Below are 20,558 nucleotides of genomic sequence, written 5' to 3'. Positions count from 1 at the left end.
CCAAATCTCAAATTCTTATGAGGGGTATATCAAAACTATCTCGTCATCCGGTGATAGACATCTAGAGGGTGTCGAAAGGTAAATCCAATTCGGGAATACAGATTAACAACCGCCAGATTGGTAGTGGATACAGAGCTGGTTATCCTGTTGATTCCCTGATTGAAGAGCATCTCACAAACTGGACTCCATAAATACTTAGCCAACCCGCGTCCTCTTTGATTAATGGATACCGCATGAAGCAATAATTTCCCATTTTCAACCGCGATAAACCCAGAAAGCTCATGCTCGTAAAACAAGCCATAAACCTTGCCTGATTTATGTAGCTGGCAAAGCCAATTATTATATCGAGCATCGGCACACGACGATTTCAAATTGAAATCTCGATGAAATCTCCCATGCTGAAATGCACCATCACAGATGGACAACAAATCCTCCAATGCCACGTTCGACCTGATCTCAACATGATCATTAGGATAAGAGACAAAACTCTGAATTTCACAAACCGGCTCTATCAGAGTATCGCAATAGTAAAATCCAAACTCATGCAGCAATTCCTTGGGCGTGAGTGGGTCAACCTTTATTGTGTAGTGTCCTGTCTCTTTCGATGCTCGTAGCAAAAGATCATGAGATAACTCTCCGATCTCGAAAGTAGGCACGCCAAATACGGCAGAATCCCATGGAGTGAAAATGAACTCATGAAATTCATTTTTCATGGGTTGTCCTATCTATGATATACAAAGGACGCTTCTTGGCCTCATCAAATGCCTTACCCAAATAAACACCAATTATCCCGAGGATTCCAATAATAATCCCTCCGAGAAAATACATTGATGCGATAACGCTACTCCAGCCCATAATTGGTGATCCATACATCAATGCCCGGACCACTACGTACCCGCCATACAAGAAAGCAAGTCCACTCAGAGTGAATCCAAACCGAATAGCCAATCGAAGAGGTTTATCGGAATAAGCAATAATGGTGTGCCAAGCCAACCGCCATAACTTTGCAAAAGTGTAGCTTGTAGTCCCAGCAAAGCGTTCATCATGTTGAACATCGATACTTGCTGTTTTGAAACCCATCCATGTGACCAGCCCTCCAAAGAACCTTAGTTGTTCTCTCATGGCTTTAAAGCTATTTACAACTTTTCTAGAAATAATTCTAAAATTCCCTGTCTGGCCATCGTACTCCATGTCAGCCAAATAACTGAATATTTTATAAAAGATCTCAGAGGTCAGCTTCTTCAAGAGAGGGTCCTGCCGGTCCCCCCTTCGGGCAAGTACGATATCAAACCCTTCTTGAGCCTTGCGATACAAACGCTCAATCTCTTCAGGCCTATCTTGCAAGTCACAATCCATGACGACCACCCAGTCGCCATCACAGTGATCCAATCCCGCAGTAATACCATAGTGTTGACCGAAATTCCTGCTGAATTGAATTCCTTTAAAACGAGGATCTTTCCTTGAAATATCAAGAATTAGATCCCAAGATTTGTCACCACCGCAATCCTCTACTAATATGACCTCGAAATCATCGGCGATTCTCTCCAAAACAGTACTCAGCCTCGAGCACAATTCATCCAAACACTCATCTGCTTTATAAACAGGAACAACCACCGATATATGAGGCATGATTAATAAATTATGATAACCCTAAAATAACACCGAGGACATTAAATATTGCTCAGCACTTATCAAAACTAATTCATTAATTATTCAATTGAGTATTTAAAAGATATTAATTTATAACCCAAATTTCTATAATCACCATTTACTTTAAGAATAGAAGGCGCATTTATATAAGCACATAAAATTCGTCCGTCACTCCCAGATACAGGAACATCAAATTCAACAGAGCATGCAACAGACGAGCAAGCTCTTTGCTCTAGCTTCCCTTTTTCACCCACATAGAAGTCCTTACCAATCGATATATTAGGCATCAAAATACTCATTGAAATTTTGACATTATTTTTCTGATGGATATTTTCTACTGGCTTGAAACATATATGCTGTTCCTCATCTTTGCTCCAGCGGAAATTTGGCTCCGCCCGAGAAAAGCCAGCCATGTATAATTTTCGATCCTTATTCATCCAGTCAACAATTTCATTAGGCATCAATACAGTGGATTTTTCTTCGAAATATTCAATTGGTTTTTTTCCCGTTTCTGCAACAAAAAATACCCAAATTAATATTATCAAAAGAGAAAAAACAGGCTTCATGACACCCAAATCCCATTCAACTGCATAAGCCCATATTGCACGAATAACGAAAAAGACAATAAAAATACACTCACTATCAAAACAAAGACAGCAATACCACCCGCAGAATTAATTTTATTAGAAAAATTTCCCGCAATGCACCAAGAATACAAATCATTCAGCAATAGCGCTGCAACAATCGCCATTGGAAATAAAAATATCGTATGGCGTCCAAAATTCGGAAATGAGCCTGTCAATATGGAAAAAAATATTATGCCGAGCTGAAAAGAAAAAAGAATAGACAAGTTATTCTTAATAAGCTTCTTTGAAAAAATAATTAATGTAATACAATTAATCAAAAAAAGCGTACAGGCTAATTTCACAGGCTCAACCGAATAATTAAGATAATTATCCATTCGCTTTATCAAGTGGGTCTTTGAAATTGGTGCAGAACCCCAATCAAAAAGCCTCTCAAAGAAAAACGGCAAGCTACTCTTACTGCCATGCCATGCAGTAAGCGCATTGGCATAAATCAATGAATCACCAAAAAACACATAGTAATAAACCGTCAATGCCATCGGAATCATCAACGCCAACAGCATCAATGGCAATCCATGAAACATAGAGCTGAGCAAGCTTCTACATATATTAAGCGCCCTACTCCCTCTACTAATCAACGGATATGCCCACCAAGCCCACAATATAGGAAGCAATATAATCCCATGAGGTCTGGTTATTATTCCAAATCCGACCAACAGGGAGCATATAATAAATTTCCTTTTCTCTAAAAATACAATGAATGCACCCACAATACAATAAAACAATGATTCAGAGTACCCGTTAAATAAATAGATGCCAAAAGGACTAAAAGTTAGAAAAATAATTGTCATCCCGGCTGCTTCAACTCTCATCTTGCCTTCAAGATAAATCAGAAAACATACTGAGCCGATAGCATATGTAATTATCGACGATAATATTTGAGCGTGTTCATAATTTAATTGAAATACTATCCTTATTAGCCAAAGAAACATGGATGCGCCAGGCAGGAAAGCCACGCTATTTTGCGTCCATATATCTCCATTAAATCTATACCCGTTCTCTGCAATATTCCTATACCACCCAGCATCCCATCTCAGGGGAGTAGAGCCGACAAAAACCCATAAAATACAAAAATAAAGTACAGGTAGAATGACAACAACAAGAGCTGTTGAAATAAATCTTTTTCTGCTGTTATTCACAATTAGCTCAGTCATACAACCACCTGAAAATAGATATACACCCTTAGTTCTTATAGATTGATATCTAAATTAGCTGTCATATTTTGACAATGAAGATTTTTAGCAGATACTTTCAGATTAAATTTCCTAACGCCATTTTCACGCAAATCGCCCGCAGGAATAAAAATAAATGAGGGTAATTTTTCAAAATCAAATGTAAATTTCCTACCCAGGAATTCCCATTCCAGGCTATAAAGAACAGAATAAACTCTTATGGGTATTTTTATACGATCAATCTCGGTGCAAATCATCGAATTCGAATCAGAAACAATCTGATTCGAATGTATAGAGATTGCTAAAACATTTTTCTTCTGTTTTTTCTTTAAGCTCAAGGCAGTTTCAGCGGAATTTACCCAGTTATATGCTTGTAATTCGAACGACTCTATTGAACCATCAAGGGAGGGATCGTTGTAAAATAAGCAACGTGAAGGAACCAAATCACCTACCCAAGAGTTGTGGTCTCCAGACCATCCGGCAGTGATGTATTCATGGCTCAAAAATCTATCATATTTCAAATGCTTGGCTATATTAAAATAACTACTCCACTCATCCAGGCCAAGTCCGCTAGTTTTGTCGTATATATATTTCGCCAGCCCTTTATTAATAATTTGCGGCTGATGTGAGCTATATAGTTTTACATCGTACCCTGACTCATCAAGATAGGCGACCGTCCGCCATACTCCTTTATCGAAGCTCGTCGGCTTGGGGAAGGCGCCTTGCCATTCGAATCCATTTTCCCAAAAGTAATAGGCCTTGTGTTTTCCATTCTCCATGAAAATATCAAGACCTATTTCGGCAATTGCCACGTAGTCATCATCAAAGGCGATGAAATTGCTGCGTATCTGCTCTTGAGAATAAAGCACCTTGCGCAGCAGCATGTTTCGTTCCACATGATCATCGGGAAGATGCGCAAGCCCTATTTCAGACTCCTTCAGCAGGGTAGTCTTGATATTGACGGATTGCAATGCCTCTCCCATTTCAGCATAAGCTGAATCAGAGGTGAGAACGACAGCCTCATCAATGAATTTCATTCTAAGAGCTACAGACTCCAGCGATCTTTTTATTTTCTCTGGCCTGATCGATATATAGACAACCTGGGTTGGCTCATCTTCAAACCCTATATCTCGAAATGCCAATTTTTCAAAGACAGCGTTGACCCCTTCAGCGGTTTGAGCCCATGTGGTTGCTTCGTAATTGTTGATATGAGATGGTTCTTTCGGGCTTAGGTAAGTATGAAGCGCTTCGGCGACAGCATCTGCATTTTTCTCAACAGGGTAACCCAATCCTTTGGTCACCTCCTGCATCGCACTTCCCTCAATGCAGATCACCGGCACATGTCGAGAAAGTGCCTCAACTGCAGGCAGGCCAAACCCTTCATAGTGAGAAAGGCACAGACAAGCCCAGGCATTGCCATACAAATTATTCAGATCGGAATCCGTTGCATCAGAAATCCAGAATATGTCTTTGTTGAGGCGTGGATGAGCTGCTATGCGTTGTCTAATCTTTTCATTATTCCAGCCGGATTTCCCCACCATCACCAGGCATGCTGTCCCATCTGCGTGTGGCTGTTGTTGATAGAGTTCGAACGAGTCAAGCACCAAGTCGTAGTTTTTACGAGGTTCTATAGTGCCGACCGCCAGCACTACTTTCCGATCGCGCAAGAAGTCGAACCTACCGCCTTCGCCCTCGTCCACACCGCCACAGTCAATATCAGATCCTAGAGGAACAATGCTGGTAGGCGGTTCTCCATAATTCATCTTTTGGAAAATCCTCTGCAGATCGGCCCTAACTATCTGTGTAGTACATATCCAATGATCCGCATACCTCAACCCGGTATAGAAATCATTGGTGAAATTAAGAATCGTATTCTTATCACAGTATTGAGGGAAAAGCAGAGGCACTGCATCATGATGCAGCTTAACGTACACCAGTCCTCTTTTTTTTAATTTTGAAATGATTGGTGCATAGTCAATATAATCACCCCATGTGGAGTCCATGTCCAGCATGAAGTCACCCGGATTTATTTCCTCAATGCTCAATGAGCATGTGGCTTCAGATTGCACGCCTTTGAAGTAATCATTTATTGACTCAATAGAATTGAGCACGTGCATGCCACTACTATTAAATATAACGAGCGCTACATCCTCGCGTAGCGCACGAAGATGACGGCTCACCTCCCTCACCACGCGCTGAATACCAGTCCATTTTCTGGTGTTGAAACTATTCGTTATATTAATGTAAATCATATCTGCGGCTGGATGTTCTTGAGCTTGTATTCATCGGAGGATCGCACCCTGTCAATCACCGACTTCACTGTTTTACCGGCAATCATTTGCGCCGCATAAGCACGCTCATTACCTTTGTTTGGGTATCGCCTCAACAAACCGATGTAGATATGCCTCACCAAAATTTCAGCATTCACTCTATCTGCTTCAGTGAGACTTGCTTTTTGATCGATCGACTCTCCACTACGAATGGCATGCAGCAAATCAATATTTACCTTCATCCCTGAGGAGCCAATGACCTCCTCCATCACGTTGGTATATATCTTCAATCTTTCCCGCTCAACAGAATGAAACTCGCTCACTGGTTTTAATTGGAATATCAATTTATCCCGAACAAAATCATCAAAAGAATTATTTTTCGAGGATTTAGATACATACTCAGATACAGCGATTGATTTCAATCTCTCGTGAAGCCAGGGCAGTCGTATAACAATATTATTAATTTTTTCTGCCAATGCGGGTCTTGCCAATACATAGAATATTGCAGAGCGCATCACATCACGGATACTTGCGGGGTGCAATACATTCCCGCCCCAACGGAGAGGTGCAGTGATTCGCCAGGAAATACTTTTATCTATAGCCTGAAGGCGTATGTTGGCATCTCTGAGCCGGGTTGCCATCTCCTTTTCACGAGTAAGTGCCACCTGGCGAGCATGGTTGCCCTCACGTATTTTTTTCTCCAGTTTGTCTATCTTGTGCTTTTTCTCTACCAGCTCTTCTGTTTTTTTAAATATCTCATCCTGTAGCTCAGAAACCATCATGAGCATTTTGCCTGACTCTTCGATCTTGGATAGGCGGCTATCAAGCATTCCTAGTCGTTCCTCCGTTCTCTTGTCGTATCGATTTGCCAAGTCCGCAAGTTTGATACCATATGCCTTTGAAAAATCAGCATCAAATAGCTTACGCATATCTTCTGATGCCGTCTTCTGTGCAACGATGCCGAAATCAGGGCTCACGCCGTTCAACACATCCATCAGACTGATATTGTGTTTTTCTCTGAGTTCTGAGCGCTCTTGCAGACGAACCGTGCAAACTCTGTCAAACCCGTGATATTCAGGGATGAATGACAATAACAGTGGAGGAATGGGTCGTATGTGCGTCGGATCAAGGTAGAAGTTATTCGTCCCAACCACCAGGTTTTCCGGATTGGGAGTTTCCATGATCAAAACCCCGCCAGGCTTCAAGACACGAAGAGCATGGATGACAAGGTTTTCCAGATCGTTAAAAGCAATGTGTTCTGCAATGTGAAAGCCAGACACAATGCACTGAGATGAATCAGGGAGGGATTGCAGGCATGCAATGGCGTCGCCTTCAACTACCGAGAGACCTCGCTCATCACAGGCCGCCAGCATCTCACGATCGAGATCGACACCTTTTGCGTCAAAACCATTGTCACGAAGCAATTCAATCCACTCGCCACGTCCGCACCCCAGATCAATAACCTGAGCATCAGGATAAAGATCACGTAGCGGCGTTATGAATGGAAGATAGGCTGTGAGGCGTTTACGAATGAGCTCGCGCGACCCTCTATATCTCTCCTCAAATGCCCGGTAAAATCCTCTTGATGTCATCTTTGAAATTCAATTTGAGGCGGAAGCCAGTTTCCACCAGTGAATCGCCTGCGATTCATATTTACAACATTGAATATGAGTGCAAGATCACGCCATTCGTAATTTGCGGCGATATGGTTGTCACTTACATGCAAAGCTGTACTGATGGAGTAGGATCCGACACCTATATTTGCATCAAATGAAAATACAATCGTTAGTATTTCACCCTGTTTTACATCCGTAATGGGTATCTCCATCAAATGGGTGTTGGTGCCAAATACTGTTTGCCCAAGCCGATCCTTGATCATGTATCCACATACCAATTCCGGCAGATCAGCATGTAATTCGATCTGGATCTTGAGTCGAATTGACTCGCCTACATTGATGCACTCAACGGGCTCATCCGTGCCGTTAAGCAGTTCCGCAGACAAAACGCGAGCCTCCCCCGTGCCGGAAATTGTTTGCTTTCGCCCGCTCTCGAGTTGCTTGACCCGCACTGTGGAGTTCTTGCGCTCTGCAATCAGCGCGTTGTAATAATCCATCACTTCTTCCGGACTACCATCCTTGATGGCAAAACCGCGCTCAAGCAGAATTGCACGATCGCACAGGCTTTGAATTGAAGCACGATCATGGGAAACGATCAGCAAGGATGTCCCCTGCTCCCTGAACTCGCGAATCTTGCTGAAGCTTTTATGCCGAAAGTAGGCGTCACCAACGGATAATGCTTCATCAACAATCAGCAGATCAGGCCGTACCGCAGTCGCCACACTGAATGCCAAACGCACCTGCATGCCACTGGAATACATGCGCACCGGGCGGTCGATATAGTCCCCTATCTCTGCGAAAGCTTCGATCGCAGGCATGCAAGCAGCTATTTCGTCTTGCTTGAGCCCCAACAATTGCCCTGCCATGAATACGTTCTGCCGCCCGGTAAATGCAGGATGAAAGCCCATGCCCAACTCCAGCAATGCAGCAATACGGCCATGTTTGAGCACCTTGCCACTGGTAGGCTGGGTAGTTCCCGTGATGATCTTGAGTAGAGTGCTTTTTCCAGCTCCGTTGACGCCGATGATCCCAACTGCTTCTCCAGGCTCAACAGTGAAACTGATATCACGCAGAACCCAGGTTTTCTCGTGGGTGACTCGACGGCTCACCCATTCCCAAGCTCTCGCCCATTTACTTGGATAGCGTTTGTAAGCCTTGCTAATACCGGCGACAGTCAATGCTCTCATCACAATTCGTCCACCATTTCACCCACTCGAGCCAGAAAGAATCCCGCACCAAGCAACAAGAATATGATGGTGAGAAGTATTAATGGTAAAAGCGGACCCATTGCCGGTACTGTTCTATCCAGGAATATCTGTTGATAAGCCGCGATCAATGGCTGCAGAGGATTGAACTCTAGAAGTATTCGTGCCTTTGACGAGGCGGCGGGAATGGTGTAGACGATGGGTGTCAGCCAGAACCAGAACTGCAATGCCACACTGGTAAGTTGCCCTATGTCTCGAAAGAAGACATTCAGTGTTCCCAGGAAAACACCCAGCCCCAGGGTAAAGAGGATTTGCAGTATCAACAGCGGCACCAGCGCCAGCAACGCTACCCCCGGCCAGTGACCAATAATCGCAAGAAATATCAGATACAGCGCCAATAAGATTCCATAGTTGATCATCGCGGACAATACAACGATGGCCGGCAGACAGATACGCGGGAAGTTGGCTTTCTTGATAAGATTGGCGTTCTGTATGAACACGCTGTTCAACCGGCCAAGCATTTCCGAAAAAAGATTCCAGCTGCTGATGCCAGCGCATAAATAGATACTGAACGCGAATGGGGTGCTTTCGTGTCCGGGCAGCGTGGATCGCATGAGTTGTCCAAAAACAACCGTATAGATAACGATCATGGTCAGGGGGTTGGCCACCGACCAGAAGGCCCCCAACAATGATTCTCGGTATTTGCCATGGAACTCGCGCATTACGCTGCTCCAGATAAATCCGCGGTAGGCCCATAGGGCGCGAAACATGGCTAAATCTGGCATCTGTCGTCAAGCCCCTGCGGGTTCCACGGAGCGGCCGTAGGTGTCTTCGAAACGGACGATGTCGTCTTCACCCAGGTAGCTGCCTGATTGCACTTCCACGATTTCGAGCGGCATCTTTCCGGGATTCCTTAGCCGATGCACATGCCCCAACGGGATGAACGTCGATTCGTTCTCACCAAGCAGCGTCACATTCTCGCCATTGGTGACTTCGGCCGTGCCACGCACCACGACCCAGTGTTCCGCCCTATGGTGATGCATTTGCAGGCTCAGACTTGCACCGGGATTCACAACGATGCGCTTCACCTGAAACCTGTCACCGTAGTCGAGGCTGTCATACCAACCCCAAGGGCGATGCACTTTGCGATGCGAGTGCGCCAGGCTTTGCCCATATTTCTGCAGATGGGCAACGATCTGCTTGACCTCCTGGGTTCGGCGCATATCCGCAACAAGAATCGCATCGGGGGTCTCTATTACGGCAATGTGCTCGAGGCCTACGCCAGCCACCATGCGGCTACTGGAGAGCAGCAACGAATCGCGACACCCATGCTGAACGGTGTTGCCGATGAGCGCATTGCCCTTTTCATCGCGCTCACGCACGCTCCACAAGGCATCCCATGCACCAAGGTCTGACCATCCTGCATTCAGAGGCACCACTCGGGCGTGAATGCCCAACGCTGGAGACTGAGGTAGTTTTTCCATCACGGCATAGTCGATCGAGTCAGAAGGGCTGGACTCGAACGTTTGCGTATCCGGACGCACAAAGTCCATATCGCATTGGGCGCATGCCATTGCCTGCTCACAGGCGCTGAGAATGTCCGCTCTGAAATGCCTCATTGCCTCAAGCCACACACTGGCGCGAACAACAAAGAGGCCGCTATTCCAGAGATAGTTGCCCGCCGCGAGATACTGGCTTGCGCGCTCGGCATCCGGTTTTTCCACAAAGCTCTTTACCTCATATGCGCCAGCCCTGCTCTCCTCGCCGTGCCGGATATAGCCGTACCCTGTCTCGGGTCTGTCAGCGACAATGCCGAAGGTCACGATATCGCCGTCAAGTGCTGCCGTATGGGCTATCTTTACGGCGGACTGGAATGCGTGCAGGTCAGCAATCACATGATCCGCAGGCATCACAAGCATGACGGGATCAGCTCCATCCGCAATAATTTGCAAAGCGGCAATGGTCAGTGCCGGCGCGGTATTGCGCCCCATGGGTTCCAGGAGGATCCGTGCATGGTCTATTCCGATTTCCTGTAACTGACTTGCTGCCAGGAAACGATGTTCCACATTACAAACGAGCATGGGTGCCGCTGCTATCGGAAAATCGCAGTTGAAATCCTTCAGTCTCGTGGCCGTATCCTGAAGCATGCTTGCTTCTCCTGCCAGCGCATGAAATTGCTTTGGGAAAGTTTCACGCGACAACGGCCAAAGGCGCGTCCCTGCGCCGCCGCACAAAATGACGGGTAATAAATGATCAGTCATGAAAACGGGATTGGGGAAATGAAGCCTTGGTCTCTGAAAGATTTTCCATATCGGATTCCAGCATGGCCAAACGTTGATTCAGGCGCCGCACATCACGTTCAATGCGCGTATTCATCATGTCGGCATGAAGTGCCTTGATGAACAGGACAATGCAAGCGAAAAGCAACACAAGCGTCGGTGGATAAAAGATTCCCACGACATGGGCGAGCTTGTCGATCAAACCGGGCCAGGAACCGAGCACGGCTGCCGCGATCGCCACGGCACCCCAGAACAGGCCGTGCATCAAGTAAAGGTGATCGCGGCGAATCAGGTACAAAATCAGAATCGCCAACCCCACGCCAAGAAGCATGGTGGTGGTTTGCAAAGACGCCATATCAGCCTTTGGTTCCAGCGGAAGAGGATCGCGCTACAGATGAAGTCCCGCGATGACCGCAAGCGCCCTTGCGCACCGAACTTGAGCCAGCCACACAAGAAGTAGTCAATGCGAAACTTCTTCTACGTATCCTATTGAACCCGCTTCCGGATTGAACTAAATCGTTTATTGTAGGCCGAAGGCTTAACTGAGCCGAATCAAAAAAGCGCAATAGTAAATATCTATCAGTCAGAAAATAACATTTTTTAAGAATATTTACCGATTGAATATTAATCACACGCCTATGCGCTCTTCCATAACCGCGCGTGCCACCGCCATGAAAGAGCGATGAAGCAGCACGCGTCAACGCAAGCCTGAACAGGCTGTCACGAAATCACATCACGCCATCAGGACGAAATACTCAACCGCGAGCAGCCCATTCCGCTCCCCTTCTCCACCCGGATCTGCGTCGGTATCCGTTCCTTCAATCCTTCCACGTGGCTGATGATGCCGACCATCTTTCCCGAGGCGTTGAGGGTGTCGAGGGCGTTGAGGGCCACGTCGAGCGTTTCGGCGTCCAGGGTGCCGAATCCTTCGTCGAGGAACAGCGAGTCGATCGATGTCTTGTGGCTGACCAGGTCGGACAGGGCCAGCGCGAGCGCGAGGCTGACCAGGAAGCTCTCGCCGCCGGAGAGCGTGCGTGTGTCGCGGGTCGCGTCGGCCTGCCATTGGTCGACGATCTCCAGCTCCAGCTCGCCCAGTCCCTTGCGCCGCAGCAGGTATCGGCCGTGCAGGCGCGCCAACTGGCGATTGGCCAGGGCGAGCAGATGATCCAGCGTGAGCCCCTGCGCGAAGCGGCGGTATTTGTCGCCCTTGGCTGAGCCGATGAGGCCGTCCAGGCGGCGCCAGATTTCGAGTTCTTTTTCCTGCGCCTGGATCTGGCCCGTCAGCTCGCGCTGGTTTTCGCGCAACTGGCGGTCGCGCTCGATCAGCGCCCGCCTGCTGCCCAGTTGCTCGCTGAAAAGCCTTGCCGACTCTTCCAGCGCGGCGATGGATTGCGCGAGCTCCTGGGCCGAAGATGCCGTCAGCTGCTTGGCTTCGAGCGCGCCCAGCCTTGCTGTTTGTGCGGCCAGCAGTTCCGTGGCTACTTTTTGCTCCTGCTCGGCGGTTTGCCTGGTGCGCTGCAGGCGTTCGCGCTCATCGCAAGGAAGCAGCGCGTCGAGATAGGCCTGTTCATCACTGAAGGGGCTTGAGCGCAGGCTCTCCCGCCAATGGCTGTCGGCTTGCCCGCATGCGCCTTGCTGCTGCGCCAGCGCGGCCTCCAGTTCCGCGATGCTGCCCTGCAATTGGGCGCGCTGCGCGGCAAGCGATTGGATGCGCGCGCTGGTTTGCTCCAGCGCCTGGGCAAGATCTGTTCCGATGCCATCTTCGCTATCGTCTTCGTCCACGGCTTCATCCACGACTTCGGCCGGCGCATCTTGCGGCAGGCCGTCGACGGTATCCGGCGCGAGCGCCTGCAGCCGACCGGTCCATTGCGCAAGCTGGGCCGTTGCCTGCTCGCATACCGACTGCTGGAGCGCGAGCTCCTGCGCCAGCGTCTGTTGGCGTTGCTGCGCGGCTTGCCAGGCAGCGCGCTCTGCCTCGCGTTCATCCAGCCACAGGCTCGCGTCTTCGGGAAACTCCGCCAGATCGGCGAAGCCCGCGGATCGAACGGAGGACATGAACTGCGATTGCGCTTCGCCGAGGCTGGCCTTCAGGCGCGCGAGTTGCTGCGCGCTCTCCCGCATGGTGTCGAGCAGCGACTGCACGCGCTGCTCGGCCCGGATCTGCCCTTCGCGGGCTGCATGGAGCGCGTCGGCCAGCGCCGCCTGCCGTTGCCTGGCCTGCTGCAGTTGTTGCTCGCCGTGTTCCGCCGATTGCAGGGTATGCAGCGATGCCTCGGCCCGCGCGATGGCCCGGGCCTGGGCGCGGTCCAGCGCATCCGTCTGTTGCCAGCCTTCTGCATCCAAGGCATCGGCATCGCAAAGCGAGGGGCGCTGCTCGTCCCATTGGTTCTGGCATTGTTGCGCCTGGGCATTCAACTGCTGGCCGCGCGCCACGCATTGCTGTGCTTTTTCGCGCACACCGGCCAGTTGCGCGGAGGCGGCCTGCCGCTGCTGGTCCGCATCCGCCAGTTCCTGCTTGAGCGCAAGCAGGGCGGACTGGGTCGCCGAGGAATCCAGCGCCTGATAGCCGGCGATCGCCGGATGCTCGGTCGCGCCGCACAGCGGGCATGCTTCGCCGGGCTTCAGGTGCTGGCGGTGCTCGGACAGGCTGCGGATCACGCGCTCCTGCTCCAGCAGTTGCTGCTTGTCTTCGATCCGGCCCGCCAGGCGGCTGCGCGTGGCGTCCAGCTCCAGGAGGCGGGGTTCGAGCTGCGCGATGTGCGAGGAATGCCCGCGATACTGGATCACCAGGGCCTCGCGCTCGGACGCGATGTCGCGGCGGCGCTGCGCGATGTTCCGCAGGCGCTCGATGATGGCCGTCTGCTGCTCCGCGCCCTGCCACTGCTGGCGCAGTTCGGGCAGCGTATGCTCGCCCAACGCCCCGGCCTGTGCGGCCTGACATGCCAGCAGGTTCGCCTGGCCCTGATCCAGCGCGCCTTGCGCCTTCGCCAGTTCCCCGGCATGGCGATCGAGCTCGGCGCGCGCCTGTATTTCCTGCCGGGCCATGTCCGCCACCGCGCGCTCCCGTTCCCGAATCTCGTCGCACAGCTTGCGCACGTGCGTGAATTGCTCGCGCCAAGCGCCGATGCGCTCGGCCAGAACCGCATGGTGCGCATGGCGGGCGCTCCATTCCCGCGCCTCATGCTGCTCGAGCGCGAGAAGCTCCGCGCGCCGCTGCGCCCGCGCGGCCAGCCGGGCGGCGAGCATCCGGGCCGCGACATGCTCGCGCACATCGTCTTCCGCGCGCTGCTTCAGTTCCCGCCGCCGCTGATCCGATTGCCCGCTCGTCGCGGCCAGGGCGAGTTGCGCCGTCTTCAGCGCGGCATGCGCGGGCTGCAGGGCCTGCGCCGGCTCGCTGCGCTCCAGGCGCTGAATGTCCTCGGCCAGCGCGCGCAGCGCGGCATCGGCGCGTTCGCTTCTGTCCACGGCGGCATGCATGGCTCCGCGCGTATCTTCGACATTCGCGCGCCATTGCTGATGCTCGCGTTGCTGCCGTACCTGCGCGGCGACAGCCGCCTGCTGCCGCTCCAGTTCGGCGATTTCCGTGGCCAGCGCCTCGCGTTGTTCGTCAGCGAGCAGCTCCATGCCGTCCGCGCGCGATTGCAGCTTGTCCAGGGCGGCGGCTTCGGCCTGGGCGCGTTCATATACGCGCCGGGAAATTTCGCCGTAGATCTCGGTGCCCGTCAGTTCCTCCAGCAGCTCGGCGCGCTCGTTGGCCGACGCATTGAGAAATGCGGCAAAACCGCCTTGCGCCAGCAGCATGGAGCGCGTGAAGCGCGGAAAATCCAGCCGCGTGATGTCGGTGACGCGCCTGAGTTTGTCATTGACGTGCGTGGTGATGACCGTGCCGTCGCCCCTGGCCAGCTCGACCTTGGGCGGCTGCAGCGCGCCATCAGCCTTGCCGCGCGCGCGGCGCTGGCTCCACGATGCGCGAAAGATTTCGCCGCGCACTTCGAACTCCAGCTCGGCGCTGCATTCCGCGGTGTGGCGCGTCATGATTTCGTTGCTGGACGCTGAAATGGATTTCAGGCGCGGAGTCTCGTGATAGAGCGCCAGGCAGATGGCGTCGAGCAAGGTGGATTTGCCCGCGCCCGTCGGCCCGGTGATGGCGAACAGCCCGTTCCCGGCAAATGGCGGCCGGGTGAAGTCGATGTCGAATTCGCCCTTGAGCGAGTTGAGGTTCTTCAGGTGCAGCCTGCGGATCTTCATGCCTGCCCGCCTTCTTCATCCCGCATGCCCGCGATCACCTGCCCGTAGCGCATGGCAAGCTGCTCCCTGAGCTGCGGCGTCATGTCGGGCTCGGCCTCGAGGCGCCGCGTGAAAACCTCTTGCGGATCGAGCTCCTCCAGCGTCGCGCCGCCCACGTCGAACAATTGCGCGGCGGCCGATGCGCGCTCGCGCCGTATGCGCAGCAGTTCCAGTGGAAGCCCCTGCGCCATGGCCTGCAGGCGCGCGGGGAGATCGGGCAGGTAGTCGTCCGAGGAGACGGTGATCTCCAGCCAGGTGGTGCTGCCTTGCGGGGTTTCCTGGGCCATGCGCGCGAGCGCCCCGGCGAGCGTTTCAAGATCGCCGCGCACGGACTGCATCCGCTGGAACACCGGCACCTCGAGACTCTTGACGGACGTGAGCCCCGAGGCGTCCAGATCGACCAGCAGCATCTGCTTTTGCTGCATGCATTCGTCAAAGCTCAGCGCGATCGGCGAGCCGCTGTAGCGGATGTGCTCCCTGCCGCCGACCTTCTGCGGCTTGTGGATGTGCCCGAGCGCGAGATAGTCCACCGGCGGGAATGCGGTCGTGGGAAACGCATCCAGCGTCCCCACGTAGATTTCCCGAACCGATTCCGAACTGCTCGCGCCCACGGTCGTCAGATGGCCGGTCGCAATGATGGGAAGCCGCTCGCCGCCTTCCTCCATCAGGCGCTCACGCAGCGCGCAGGCCGCCGCGTAGGTGGCCGCGTAGAACTGCTCGATCGCGGTGAGAAGCTGCTGCTGCCGGTCCTCGGCGCTTTGGCCGAATTCGGTCTTGAGCACATCCCGCGCCCGGATGAAGGGCACCGCGCAGACAATGCAGCCCGCGCGCCCCGAGCCGCGCAGGTTCAGCACCCGCGCCTGCTCAGCGGGCGCATCCGCCGACGGCACGACCGACGCGCGAAGCAGCTCCACCAGCGCGCTGCTCTCGCGCAGCGTGGCGACGGAATCGTGGTTGCCGCCCAGGAGCAGAAGCTGCACGCCCGCCGCATGCAGGCGCACGATCAGTTCGCTGTAGAGCTCGCGCGCATGGCTGGGCGGCGCGCCGGTGTCGAAGATGTCCCCCGCGATCAGCACGGCGTCCACGCCATGCTCGTCGACCTGCCGCAGCAGCCATGCGATGAGCGCGGCATGTTCGGCCTGCCGGCTCTTGCCCATGAAGTTCTGGCCCAGATGCCAGTCGGATGTGTGAAGGATTCGCATTGCTCATGAGGCCGCGCCGCCAGGGCGGCATGCTGCCTGTTCCCGAAGAGTCTTGTCTGTCGATGCCCCCCGACTGTCGGAGGTGGCCGGATGTGGTCGCCGGCGGCGCCGTTCAATCCTCGGGCCACTGGCCTCCCAACTGCGCCGTCGCCTGCCGGCAGGCGGCCAGCAGCGGCGGCCCCATCACCTTCACCGATGCGGCGTTGAACCTGTCCAGCGGCCCCGAGAACGACAGCGCCCCCAGGAGCACCTGGCCGGGGCCATACACCGGGCCGGCGATGGCTGCGCAATTGGGGTCCCGCTCGCCGAAGGACACCTGCAGCAAGGGGCTGATGTCGCGAACGTGGGGATCGGGCGCGGCGCCCATGAGCACCTTGCCCGGCGCTCCGGCGCGCAGCGGCAGCCGGTCTCCCACGCGCACCCGGTCCAGGGTCGAATGCAGGGAGTCGACCCGCAGCAGGCACAGCCGGGTATTGGCGTCGTTGGGCACGTGAAACGAAGGGCTTTCCATGCCCTCGCGCACCAGTTGCTCCATCAAAGGCTGCAGCAGCGCCTCCAGCGGCGTGCAGGCGTCGTAGGCCTTCCCCAGGCGGATGGCGAACGGCCCCAGGGTAAAGCGCTGGTCCGAGCGCCGCACCACCAGCCCGCAGCTCTCCAGGCTCACCAGCAGGCGCAGGATGGTGCTTTTGTAAAGATCCGTGCTCTCGGCCAGTTCGGTCAGATTCAAGGGACGGCGCGCGTTTACCAGGGCCTCCGCGATGGCCAGGGCGCGTTCCACCGCCGCCACGCCGCTCATGTTGGCTGCGTGGCCGGCGGAGAGAGTTTTTTTGCTTGCATCGAGGGCTGTCATTGGCTCCATTCTGACAGACAGAATTTCAGCGATGCTAATGAAAACCCTAGGAACTTCAAACCAATCCACACCCTAGAATGTTAAAAATCAGAACTTAGATTCTGTTTGACAGAACTACAACCCATCCGTAAATATGACCACCCATACTCCCAAGAAACTCTGGATCGGCGGCCAGGCCGTTGACGGCGAGGCTGCCGTCGCCCCACTGGTATCGATCAATCCGGCCACCGGCGCCGTCAACTACGAAGTGGCTGCCGCGGGCGCGGCTCTTGCCGACGCGGCCGTGCGCAATGCCGACGATGCGGCGCGCGGCAAAGCCTGGCGCCAGATGCTCCCGCCGCAGCGCGCCGCCATCCTGTCGCGCATCGCCGACGGCATGGAGCGCCGCAGCGAAGCGCTGGCGCAGTTGCAGATGCTGGAGAACGGCAAGGTCTGGCGCGAATGCCAGTCCCAGGTGAAAAGCGCCGCCGCCACGTTCCGCTACTACGCGGCGGTGTGCGAGACCACCGGCTCCGAGGTCACGCCCTCGCGCGGGGACTATCTGTCGATGTCGGTCTATGAGCCGTATGGCGTGGTCGCCGCCATCACGCCCTGGAACTCCCCCATGACCATGGAGGCGCAGAAGGTCGCCCCGGCCCTGGCCGCCGGCAATGCCGTGGTGCTCAAGCCCTCGGAGATCACGCCGTCCGCCGCGTTGCTGCTGGCGGAGATCGCCACCGAGGCCGGACTGCCCGACGGCATCCTCAATGTCCTCGCGGGTACGGGGGCGCAGGTGGGAGCTGCCCTGGTGGAGCACCCCAAGGTGCGCATGGTATCTTTCACCGGAGGCACGGAAAGCGGTCGCCGCATTGCCGAAACCGCCGCGCGCAAGCTGATGCCCGTGGCGCTCGAGTTGGGCGGCAAGTCTCCGCACATCGTCTTCAACGATGCCCCGCTGGATGCTGCCGTGGCGGCGCTCGCGGGCGGTATTTTCGAAGGCAGCGGCCAGTCCTGCGTAGCTGGTTCGCGCGCCTTCGTGCAGCGCGGCGTATATGACGAAGTGGCCGCAAAGCTGGTGGCCACCGCCCGCGCGCTGAAGGTGGATCTGCCCGATGCGCCGGGCGCGGAAATGGGCCCGCTGGCAACGTTCGCGCATCGGGACAAGGTCGCCGGCATGGTCGATTCCGCCCGCCGGGCGGGCGCGGACATCCTGGTGGGCGGACAGCGCCCCGACGCCGCCCGCCTGGCCGCTGGCGCGTACTACCTGCCGACCGTGGTCGCCGGCATCGACAACCAGGCGGCCATCGCCCGGCAGGAAATCTTCGGCCCGGTGCTGTGCCTGATCCCCTTCGACGACGAGGACGACCTGATCGCCCAGGCCAACGACACCGCCTTCGGACTGGCATCCGGCGTCTGGACACGCGACTACCAGCGCGCCTGGCGCGTCGCCCGTGCGCTGGAGGCAGGCACGGTCTGGATCAATACCTACAAGCAGCTTTCCATCGCCACCCCGTTCGGCGGCTTCAAGGACAGTGGCATCGGCCGTGAAAAAGGCATCAACGGCATGCGCCTGTACCAGCAGCCCAAGGGCATTTATTTCGGCATGGGCGCCCTCGCCTGAGGCCGTCCGCATCCACGATATTCCAAAGGCAATCCACAATGCGCAAAATTCAAAAAATCGGTTTCATCGGCCTGGGAGTGATGGGCGAGCCCATGTGCCGCAACCTCACCCGCAAGGCCGGCGTGCCGGTGCTGGCCTTCGACCTGAACGCCGGGCCGCTCGAGCGCCTGGCAAGCGAAGGGGCCACGATCGCCGCCTCGCCCGCCCAGGTCATGCAGCAGTGCGACGTCATTTTCCTGTCGCTGCCTTCCGGTGAAGTGGTCGCCAAGCTGGCACGCGATGCCGGCGGACTGCTCGAGCACGCCAGCGCCGGCCAGATCGTGGTCGACCTCAGCACCTCGGCGGTCGATACCACCCGCGCGCTCGCCGCCGAGTTCGCGGCGCGCCAGGCCCATCTGGTGGACGCGCCGGTCGCGCGCACCCGCGCCGCCGCCGAAGCGGGCACGCTCGCCGTGATGGTCGGCGCCAGCCCGGAACTCTTCAGCCGCGTGGAGCCGCTGATCGCCACCTTCGCATCCGACATCGCCCTGTGCGGCCCCGTCGGCTGCGGCCAGGTGCTCAAGATCCTCAACAACATGGTGCTGTTCGAGACCGTGGTCGCCGTCAGCGAAGCCAAGGCCATCGGCGAGCGCGCCGGGGTGGACCCCGACGTCCTCTTCAACACCCTGTCGATGGGCTCGGCCGACAGCTTTGCGCTGCGCAACCACGGAATGAAGGCCGTGCTGCCGGGCGCATTCCCCGAGCGCGCATTCTCCGTGCGCTACGCCCAGAAAGACCTTCACTACGCACTGCAGCTCGCGCAGCAGACCGGCGTCGACGCACGCGGCGCCAAGGTGGTGGACGGCTGGTTCAACGAGGCGATCGCGGCGGGCAAGGGCGAGAACTACCACCCCGTCATCAGCACCCTGATGACCCACGGGAAGGCGTGACGCCCTTTGGCGGCGTTTGCCGAAGCCTTTCTTCTTTCTTGACAGCGAGGGAATCCGTGGAGGGTTCCCTCGTTTTTGTTTTCCACCGCAGCGGCCAGCATGCAGCCTTCCGGCGGAGAGCATCCAATCACCTTTCAAGATGTACAGACCTCTTGAAATGCCAAAGAAATGCCTTATTATTAGCACTCGATGCCCTTGAGTGCTAACAAACACCAAAGGCACACAGTTGCAATGCCGGTCCGGGTCATCCAGGCCGGCTTCTTCTCTCAATCCAGTTGAAATATCAGGAGTAGGTATGAATCTGCGTCCCCTGCACGATCGCGTGATCGTCAAGCGCCTCGAGAACGAAACCAAGACAGCTTCGGGCATCGTGATCCCCGACAGCGCCGCCGAGAAGCCTGACCAGGGCGAAGTCGTGGCCGTCGGCCCCGGCAAGCGTGACGACAAGGGCGCCCTGATCGCCCTGAACGTGAAGGTCGGCGACCGCGTTCTGTTCGGCAAGTACTCCGGCCAATCCGTCAAGGTGGCTGGCGACGAACTGCTGGTGATGAAGGAAGACGACCTGTTCGCTGTTGTCGAGAAATAAAGCCGCCGCGCGGCCGCCATTGCGCCGATCCCGGACAGGCCGCCGCCCGCCACGCTTTCTTTTTCCAGCAAGGGTCATCCCCTTTTTGATCTCAATTTCAAGAATTTCTTTCAGGAGCCTCAAATGGCAGCAAAAGACGTAGTTTTCGGCGGCGAAGCGCGCGCCCGCATGGTTGAAGGCGTGAACATTCTCGCCAACGCCGTCAAGGTAACTCTGGGCCCCAAGGGCCGCAACGTGGTGCTCGAGCGTTCGTTCGGCGCCCCCACCG

16 protein-coding genes are annotated in these 20,558 nt (G+C 54.8%); 3 read left to right on the top strand and 13 right to left on the bottom strand.

The annotated features are described in order from the left end of the window. Positions 1-35: 35 nt before the first annotated feature. The 13 genes from ABWP92_RS01945 to ABWP92_RS01885 all read right to left on the bottom strand — a co-directional run bounded on the left by ABWP92_RS01945 (position 36) and on the right by ABWP92_RS01885 (position 17,175). Positions 36-713 carry a GNAT family N-acetyltransferase gene (locus ABWP92_RS01945; protein ID WP_353233655.1) on the bottom strand — a complete coding sequence of 226 codons (678 nt, stop codon included), beginning with the start codon at positions 711-713 and terminating at the stop codon, positions 36-38. Next, entirely contained in the window at positions 703-1,629 is a 927-nt protein-coding gene (locus ABWP92_RS01940) for a glycosyltransferase family 2 protein (RefSeq protein ID WP_353233654.1), read from the bottom strand. The genes ABWP92_RS01945 and ABWP92_RS01940 overlap by 11 nt, the downstream gene beginning before the upstream one ends. A gap of 80 nt (positions 1,630-1,709) precedes the next feature. Next, positions 1,710-2,216 carry a hypothetical protein gene (locus ABWP92_RS01935; RefSeq protein WP_353233653.1) on the bottom strand — a complete coding sequence of 169 codons (507 nt, stop codon included), beginning with the start codon at positions 2,214-2,216 and terminating at the stop codon, positions 1,710-1,712. Beyond that, positions 2,213-3,448 carry a putative hexosyltransferase gene (locus ABWP92_RS01930; protein WP_353233652.1) on the bottom strand — a complete coding sequence of 412 codons (1,236 nt, stop codon included), beginning with the start codon at positions 3,446-3,448 and terminating at the stop codon, positions 2,213-2,215. The genes ABWP92_RS01935 and ABWP92_RS01930 overlap by 4 nt, the downstream gene beginning before the upstream one ends. Before the next feature lie 35 nt (positions 3,449-3,483). Then, a complete protein-coding gene (locus ABWP92_RS01925; RefSeq protein WP_353233651.1) occupies positions 3,484-5,718 on the bottom strand; it encodes a glycosyltransferase family 4 protein in 2,235 nt (744 codons plus the stop codon). Beyond that, positions 5,715-7,328, bottom strand: coding sequence for a methyltransferase domain-containing protein (locus ABWP92_RS01920; RefSeq protein ID WP_353233650.1), 1,614 nt, complete (start codon positions 7,326-7,328; stop codon positions 5,715-5,717). Before ABWP92_RS01920 ends, ABWP92_RS01925 begins: the two co-directional genes overlap by 4 nt. Next, the gene (locus ABWP92_RS01915) at positions 7,325-8,539 is read right to left on the bottom strand and encodes an ABC transporter ATP-binding protein (protein WP_353233649.1); all 1,215 of its coding nucleotides are present in this window, start codon (positions 8,537-8,539) and stop codon (positions 7,325-7,327) included. The genes ABWP92_RS01920 and ABWP92_RS01915 overlap by 4 nt, the downstream gene beginning before the upstream one ends. Beyond that, positions 8,539-9,342, bottom strand: coding sequence for an ABC transporter permease (locus ABWP92_RS01910; protein WP_353233648.1), 804 nt, complete (start codon positions 9,340-9,342; stop codon positions 8,539-8,541). Before ABWP92_RS01910 ends, ABWP92_RS01915 begins: the two co-directional genes overlap by 1 nt. A gap of 6 nt (positions 9,343-9,348) precedes the next feature. Further along, complete coding sequence (locus tag ABWP92_RS01905; protein WP_353233647.1) at positions 9,349-10,818, bottom strand: mannose-1-phosphate guanylyltransferase/mannose-6-phosphate isomerase; 1,470 nt, start codon at positions 10,816-10,818, stop codon at positions 9,349-9,351. After that, positions 10,811-11,191, bottom strand: coding sequence for a DUF2304 domain-containing protein (locus tag ABWP92_RS01900; protein WP_353233646.1), 381 nt, complete (start codon positions 11,189-11,191; stop codon positions 10,811-10,813). The genes ABWP92_RS01905 and ABWP92_RS01900 overlap by 8 nt, the downstream gene beginning before the upstream one ends. Before the next feature lie 386 nt (positions 11,192-11,577). Next, positions 11,578-15,084 (bottom strand): AAA family ATPase, encoded by a 3,507-nt coding sequence (locus tag ABWP92_RS01895; RefSeq protein WP_353233645.1) that lies wholly within the window; start codon positions 15,082-15,084, stop codon positions 11,578-11,580. Then, positions 15,081-16,325, bottom strand: coding sequence for an exonuclease subunit SbcD (gene sbcD, locus ABWP92_RS01890; protein ID WP_353233644.1), 1,245 nt, complete (start codon positions 16,323-16,325; stop codon positions 15,081-15,083). Before sbcD ends, ABWP92_RS01895 begins: the two co-directional genes overlap by 4 nt. Positions 16,326-16,437: 112 nt before the next feature. Continuing rightward, entirely contained in the window at positions 16,438-17,175 is a 738-nt protein-coding gene (locus ABWP92_RS01885) for an IclR family transcriptional regulator (RefSeq protein WP_353233643.1), read from the bottom strand. Between the two features lie 133 nt (positions 17,176-17,308). Between ABWP92_RS01885 and ABWP92_RS01880 the strand changes: the two genes are divergently transcribed. The 3 genes from ABWP92_RS01880 to ABWP92_RS01870 all read left to right on the top strand — a co-directional run bounded on the left by ABWP92_RS01880 (position 17,309) and on the right by ABWP92_RS01870 (position 20,290). Then, complete coding sequence (locus ABWP92_RS01880; RefSeq protein ID WP_353233642.1) at positions 17,309-18,775, top strand: aldehyde dehydrogenase; 1,467 nt, start codon at positions 17,309-17,311, stop codon at positions 18,773-18,775. 38 nt (positions 18,776-18,813) lie between these two features. Next, complete coding sequence (locus ABWP92_RS01875) at positions 18,814-19,704, top strand: NAD(P)-dependent oxidoreductase (RefSeq protein ID WP_353233641.1); 891 nt, start codon at positions 18,814-18,816, stop codon at positions 19,702-19,704. 295 nt (positions 19,705-19,999) lie between these two features. Next, positions 20,000-20,290 (top strand): co-chaperone GroES, encoded by a 291-nt coding sequence (locus ABWP92_RS01870; RefSeq protein ID WP_353233640.1) that lies wholly within the window; start codon positions 20,000-20,002, stop codon positions 20,288-20,290. Positions 20,291-20,558 lie beyond the last annotated feature (268 nt).

It is taken from the genome of Diaphorobacter ruginosibacter (assembly GCF_040396215.1).
GTDB classification, from domain to species: Bacteria; Pseudomonadota; Gammaproteobacteria; order Burkholderiales; family Burkholderiaceae_C; genus Diaphorobacter_A; species Diaphorobacter_A ruginosibacter_A.
This window is presented reverse-complemented; position numbering and strand designations above follow the sequence as displayed.

Excerpts from the sequence above, each read along its gene's own strand:
- ABWP92_RS01945 (WP_353233655.1), bottom strand. The coding sequence starts at position 713 with ATGAAAAATGAATTTCATGAGTTCATTTTCACTCCATGGGATTCTGCC.
- ABWP92_RS01940 (WP_353233654.1), bottom strand. The coding sequence starts at position 1,629 with ATGCCTCATATATCGGTGGTTGTTCCTGTTTATAAAGCAGATGAGTGT.
- ABWP92_RS01935 (WP_353233653.1), bottom strand. The coding sequence starts at position 2,216 with ATGAAGCCTGTTTTTTCTCTTTTGATAATATTAATTTGGGTATTTTTT.
- ABWP92_RS01930 (WP_353233652.1), bottom strand. The coding sequence starts at position 3,448 with ATGACTGAGCTAATTGTGAATAACAGCAGAAAAAGATTTATTTCAACA.
- ABWP92_RS01925 (WP_353233651.1), bottom strand. The coding sequence starts at position 5,718 with ATGATTTACATTAATATAACGAATAGTTTCAACACCAGAAAATGGACT.
- ABWP92_RS01920 (WP_353233650.1), bottom strand. The coding sequence starts at position 7,328 with ATGACATCAAGAGGATTTTACCGGGCATTTGAGGAGAGATATAGAGGG.
- ABWP92_RS01915 (WP_353233649.1), bottom strand. The coding sequence starts at position 8,539 with ATGAGAGCATTGACTGTCGCCGGTATTAGCAAGGCTTACAAACGCTAT.
- ABWP92_RS01910 (WP_353233648.1), bottom strand. The coding sequence starts at position 9,342 with ATGCCAGATTTAGCCATGTTTCGCGCCCTATGGGCCTACCGCGGATTT.
- ABWP92_RS01905 (WP_353233647.1), bottom strand. The coding sequence starts at position 10,818 with ATGACTGATCATTTATTACCCGTCATTTTGTGCGGCGGCGCAGGGACG.
- ABWP92_RS01900 (WP_353233646.1), bottom strand. The coding sequence starts at position 11,191 with ATGGCGTCTTTGCAAACCACCACCATGCTTCTTGGCGTGGGGTTGGCG.
- ABWP92_RS01895 (WP_353233645.1), bottom strand. The coding sequence starts at position 15,084 with ATGAAGATCCGCAGGCTGCACCTGAAGAACCTCAACTCGCTCAAGGGC.
- sbcD (WP_353233644.1), bottom strand. The coding sequence starts at position 16,325 with ATGCGAATCCTTCACACATCCGACTGGCATCTGGGCCAGAACTTCATG.
- ABWP92_RS01885 (WP_353233643.1), bottom strand. The coding sequence starts at position 17,175 with ATGACAGCCCTCGATGCAAGCAAAAAAACTCTCTCCGCCGGCCACGCA.
- ABWP92_RS01880 (WP_353233642.1), top strand. The coding sequence starts at position 17,309 with ATGACCACCCATACTCCCAAGAAACTCTGGATCGGCGGCCAGGCCGTT.
- ABWP92_RS01875 (WP_353233641.1), top strand. The coding sequence starts at position 18,814 with ATGCGCAAAATTCAAAAAATCGGTTTCATCGGCCTGGGAGTGATGGGC.
- ABWP92_RS01870 (WP_353233640.1), top strand. The coding sequence starts at position 20,000 with ATGAATCTGCGTCCCCTGCACGATCGCGTGATCGTCAAGCGCCTCGAG.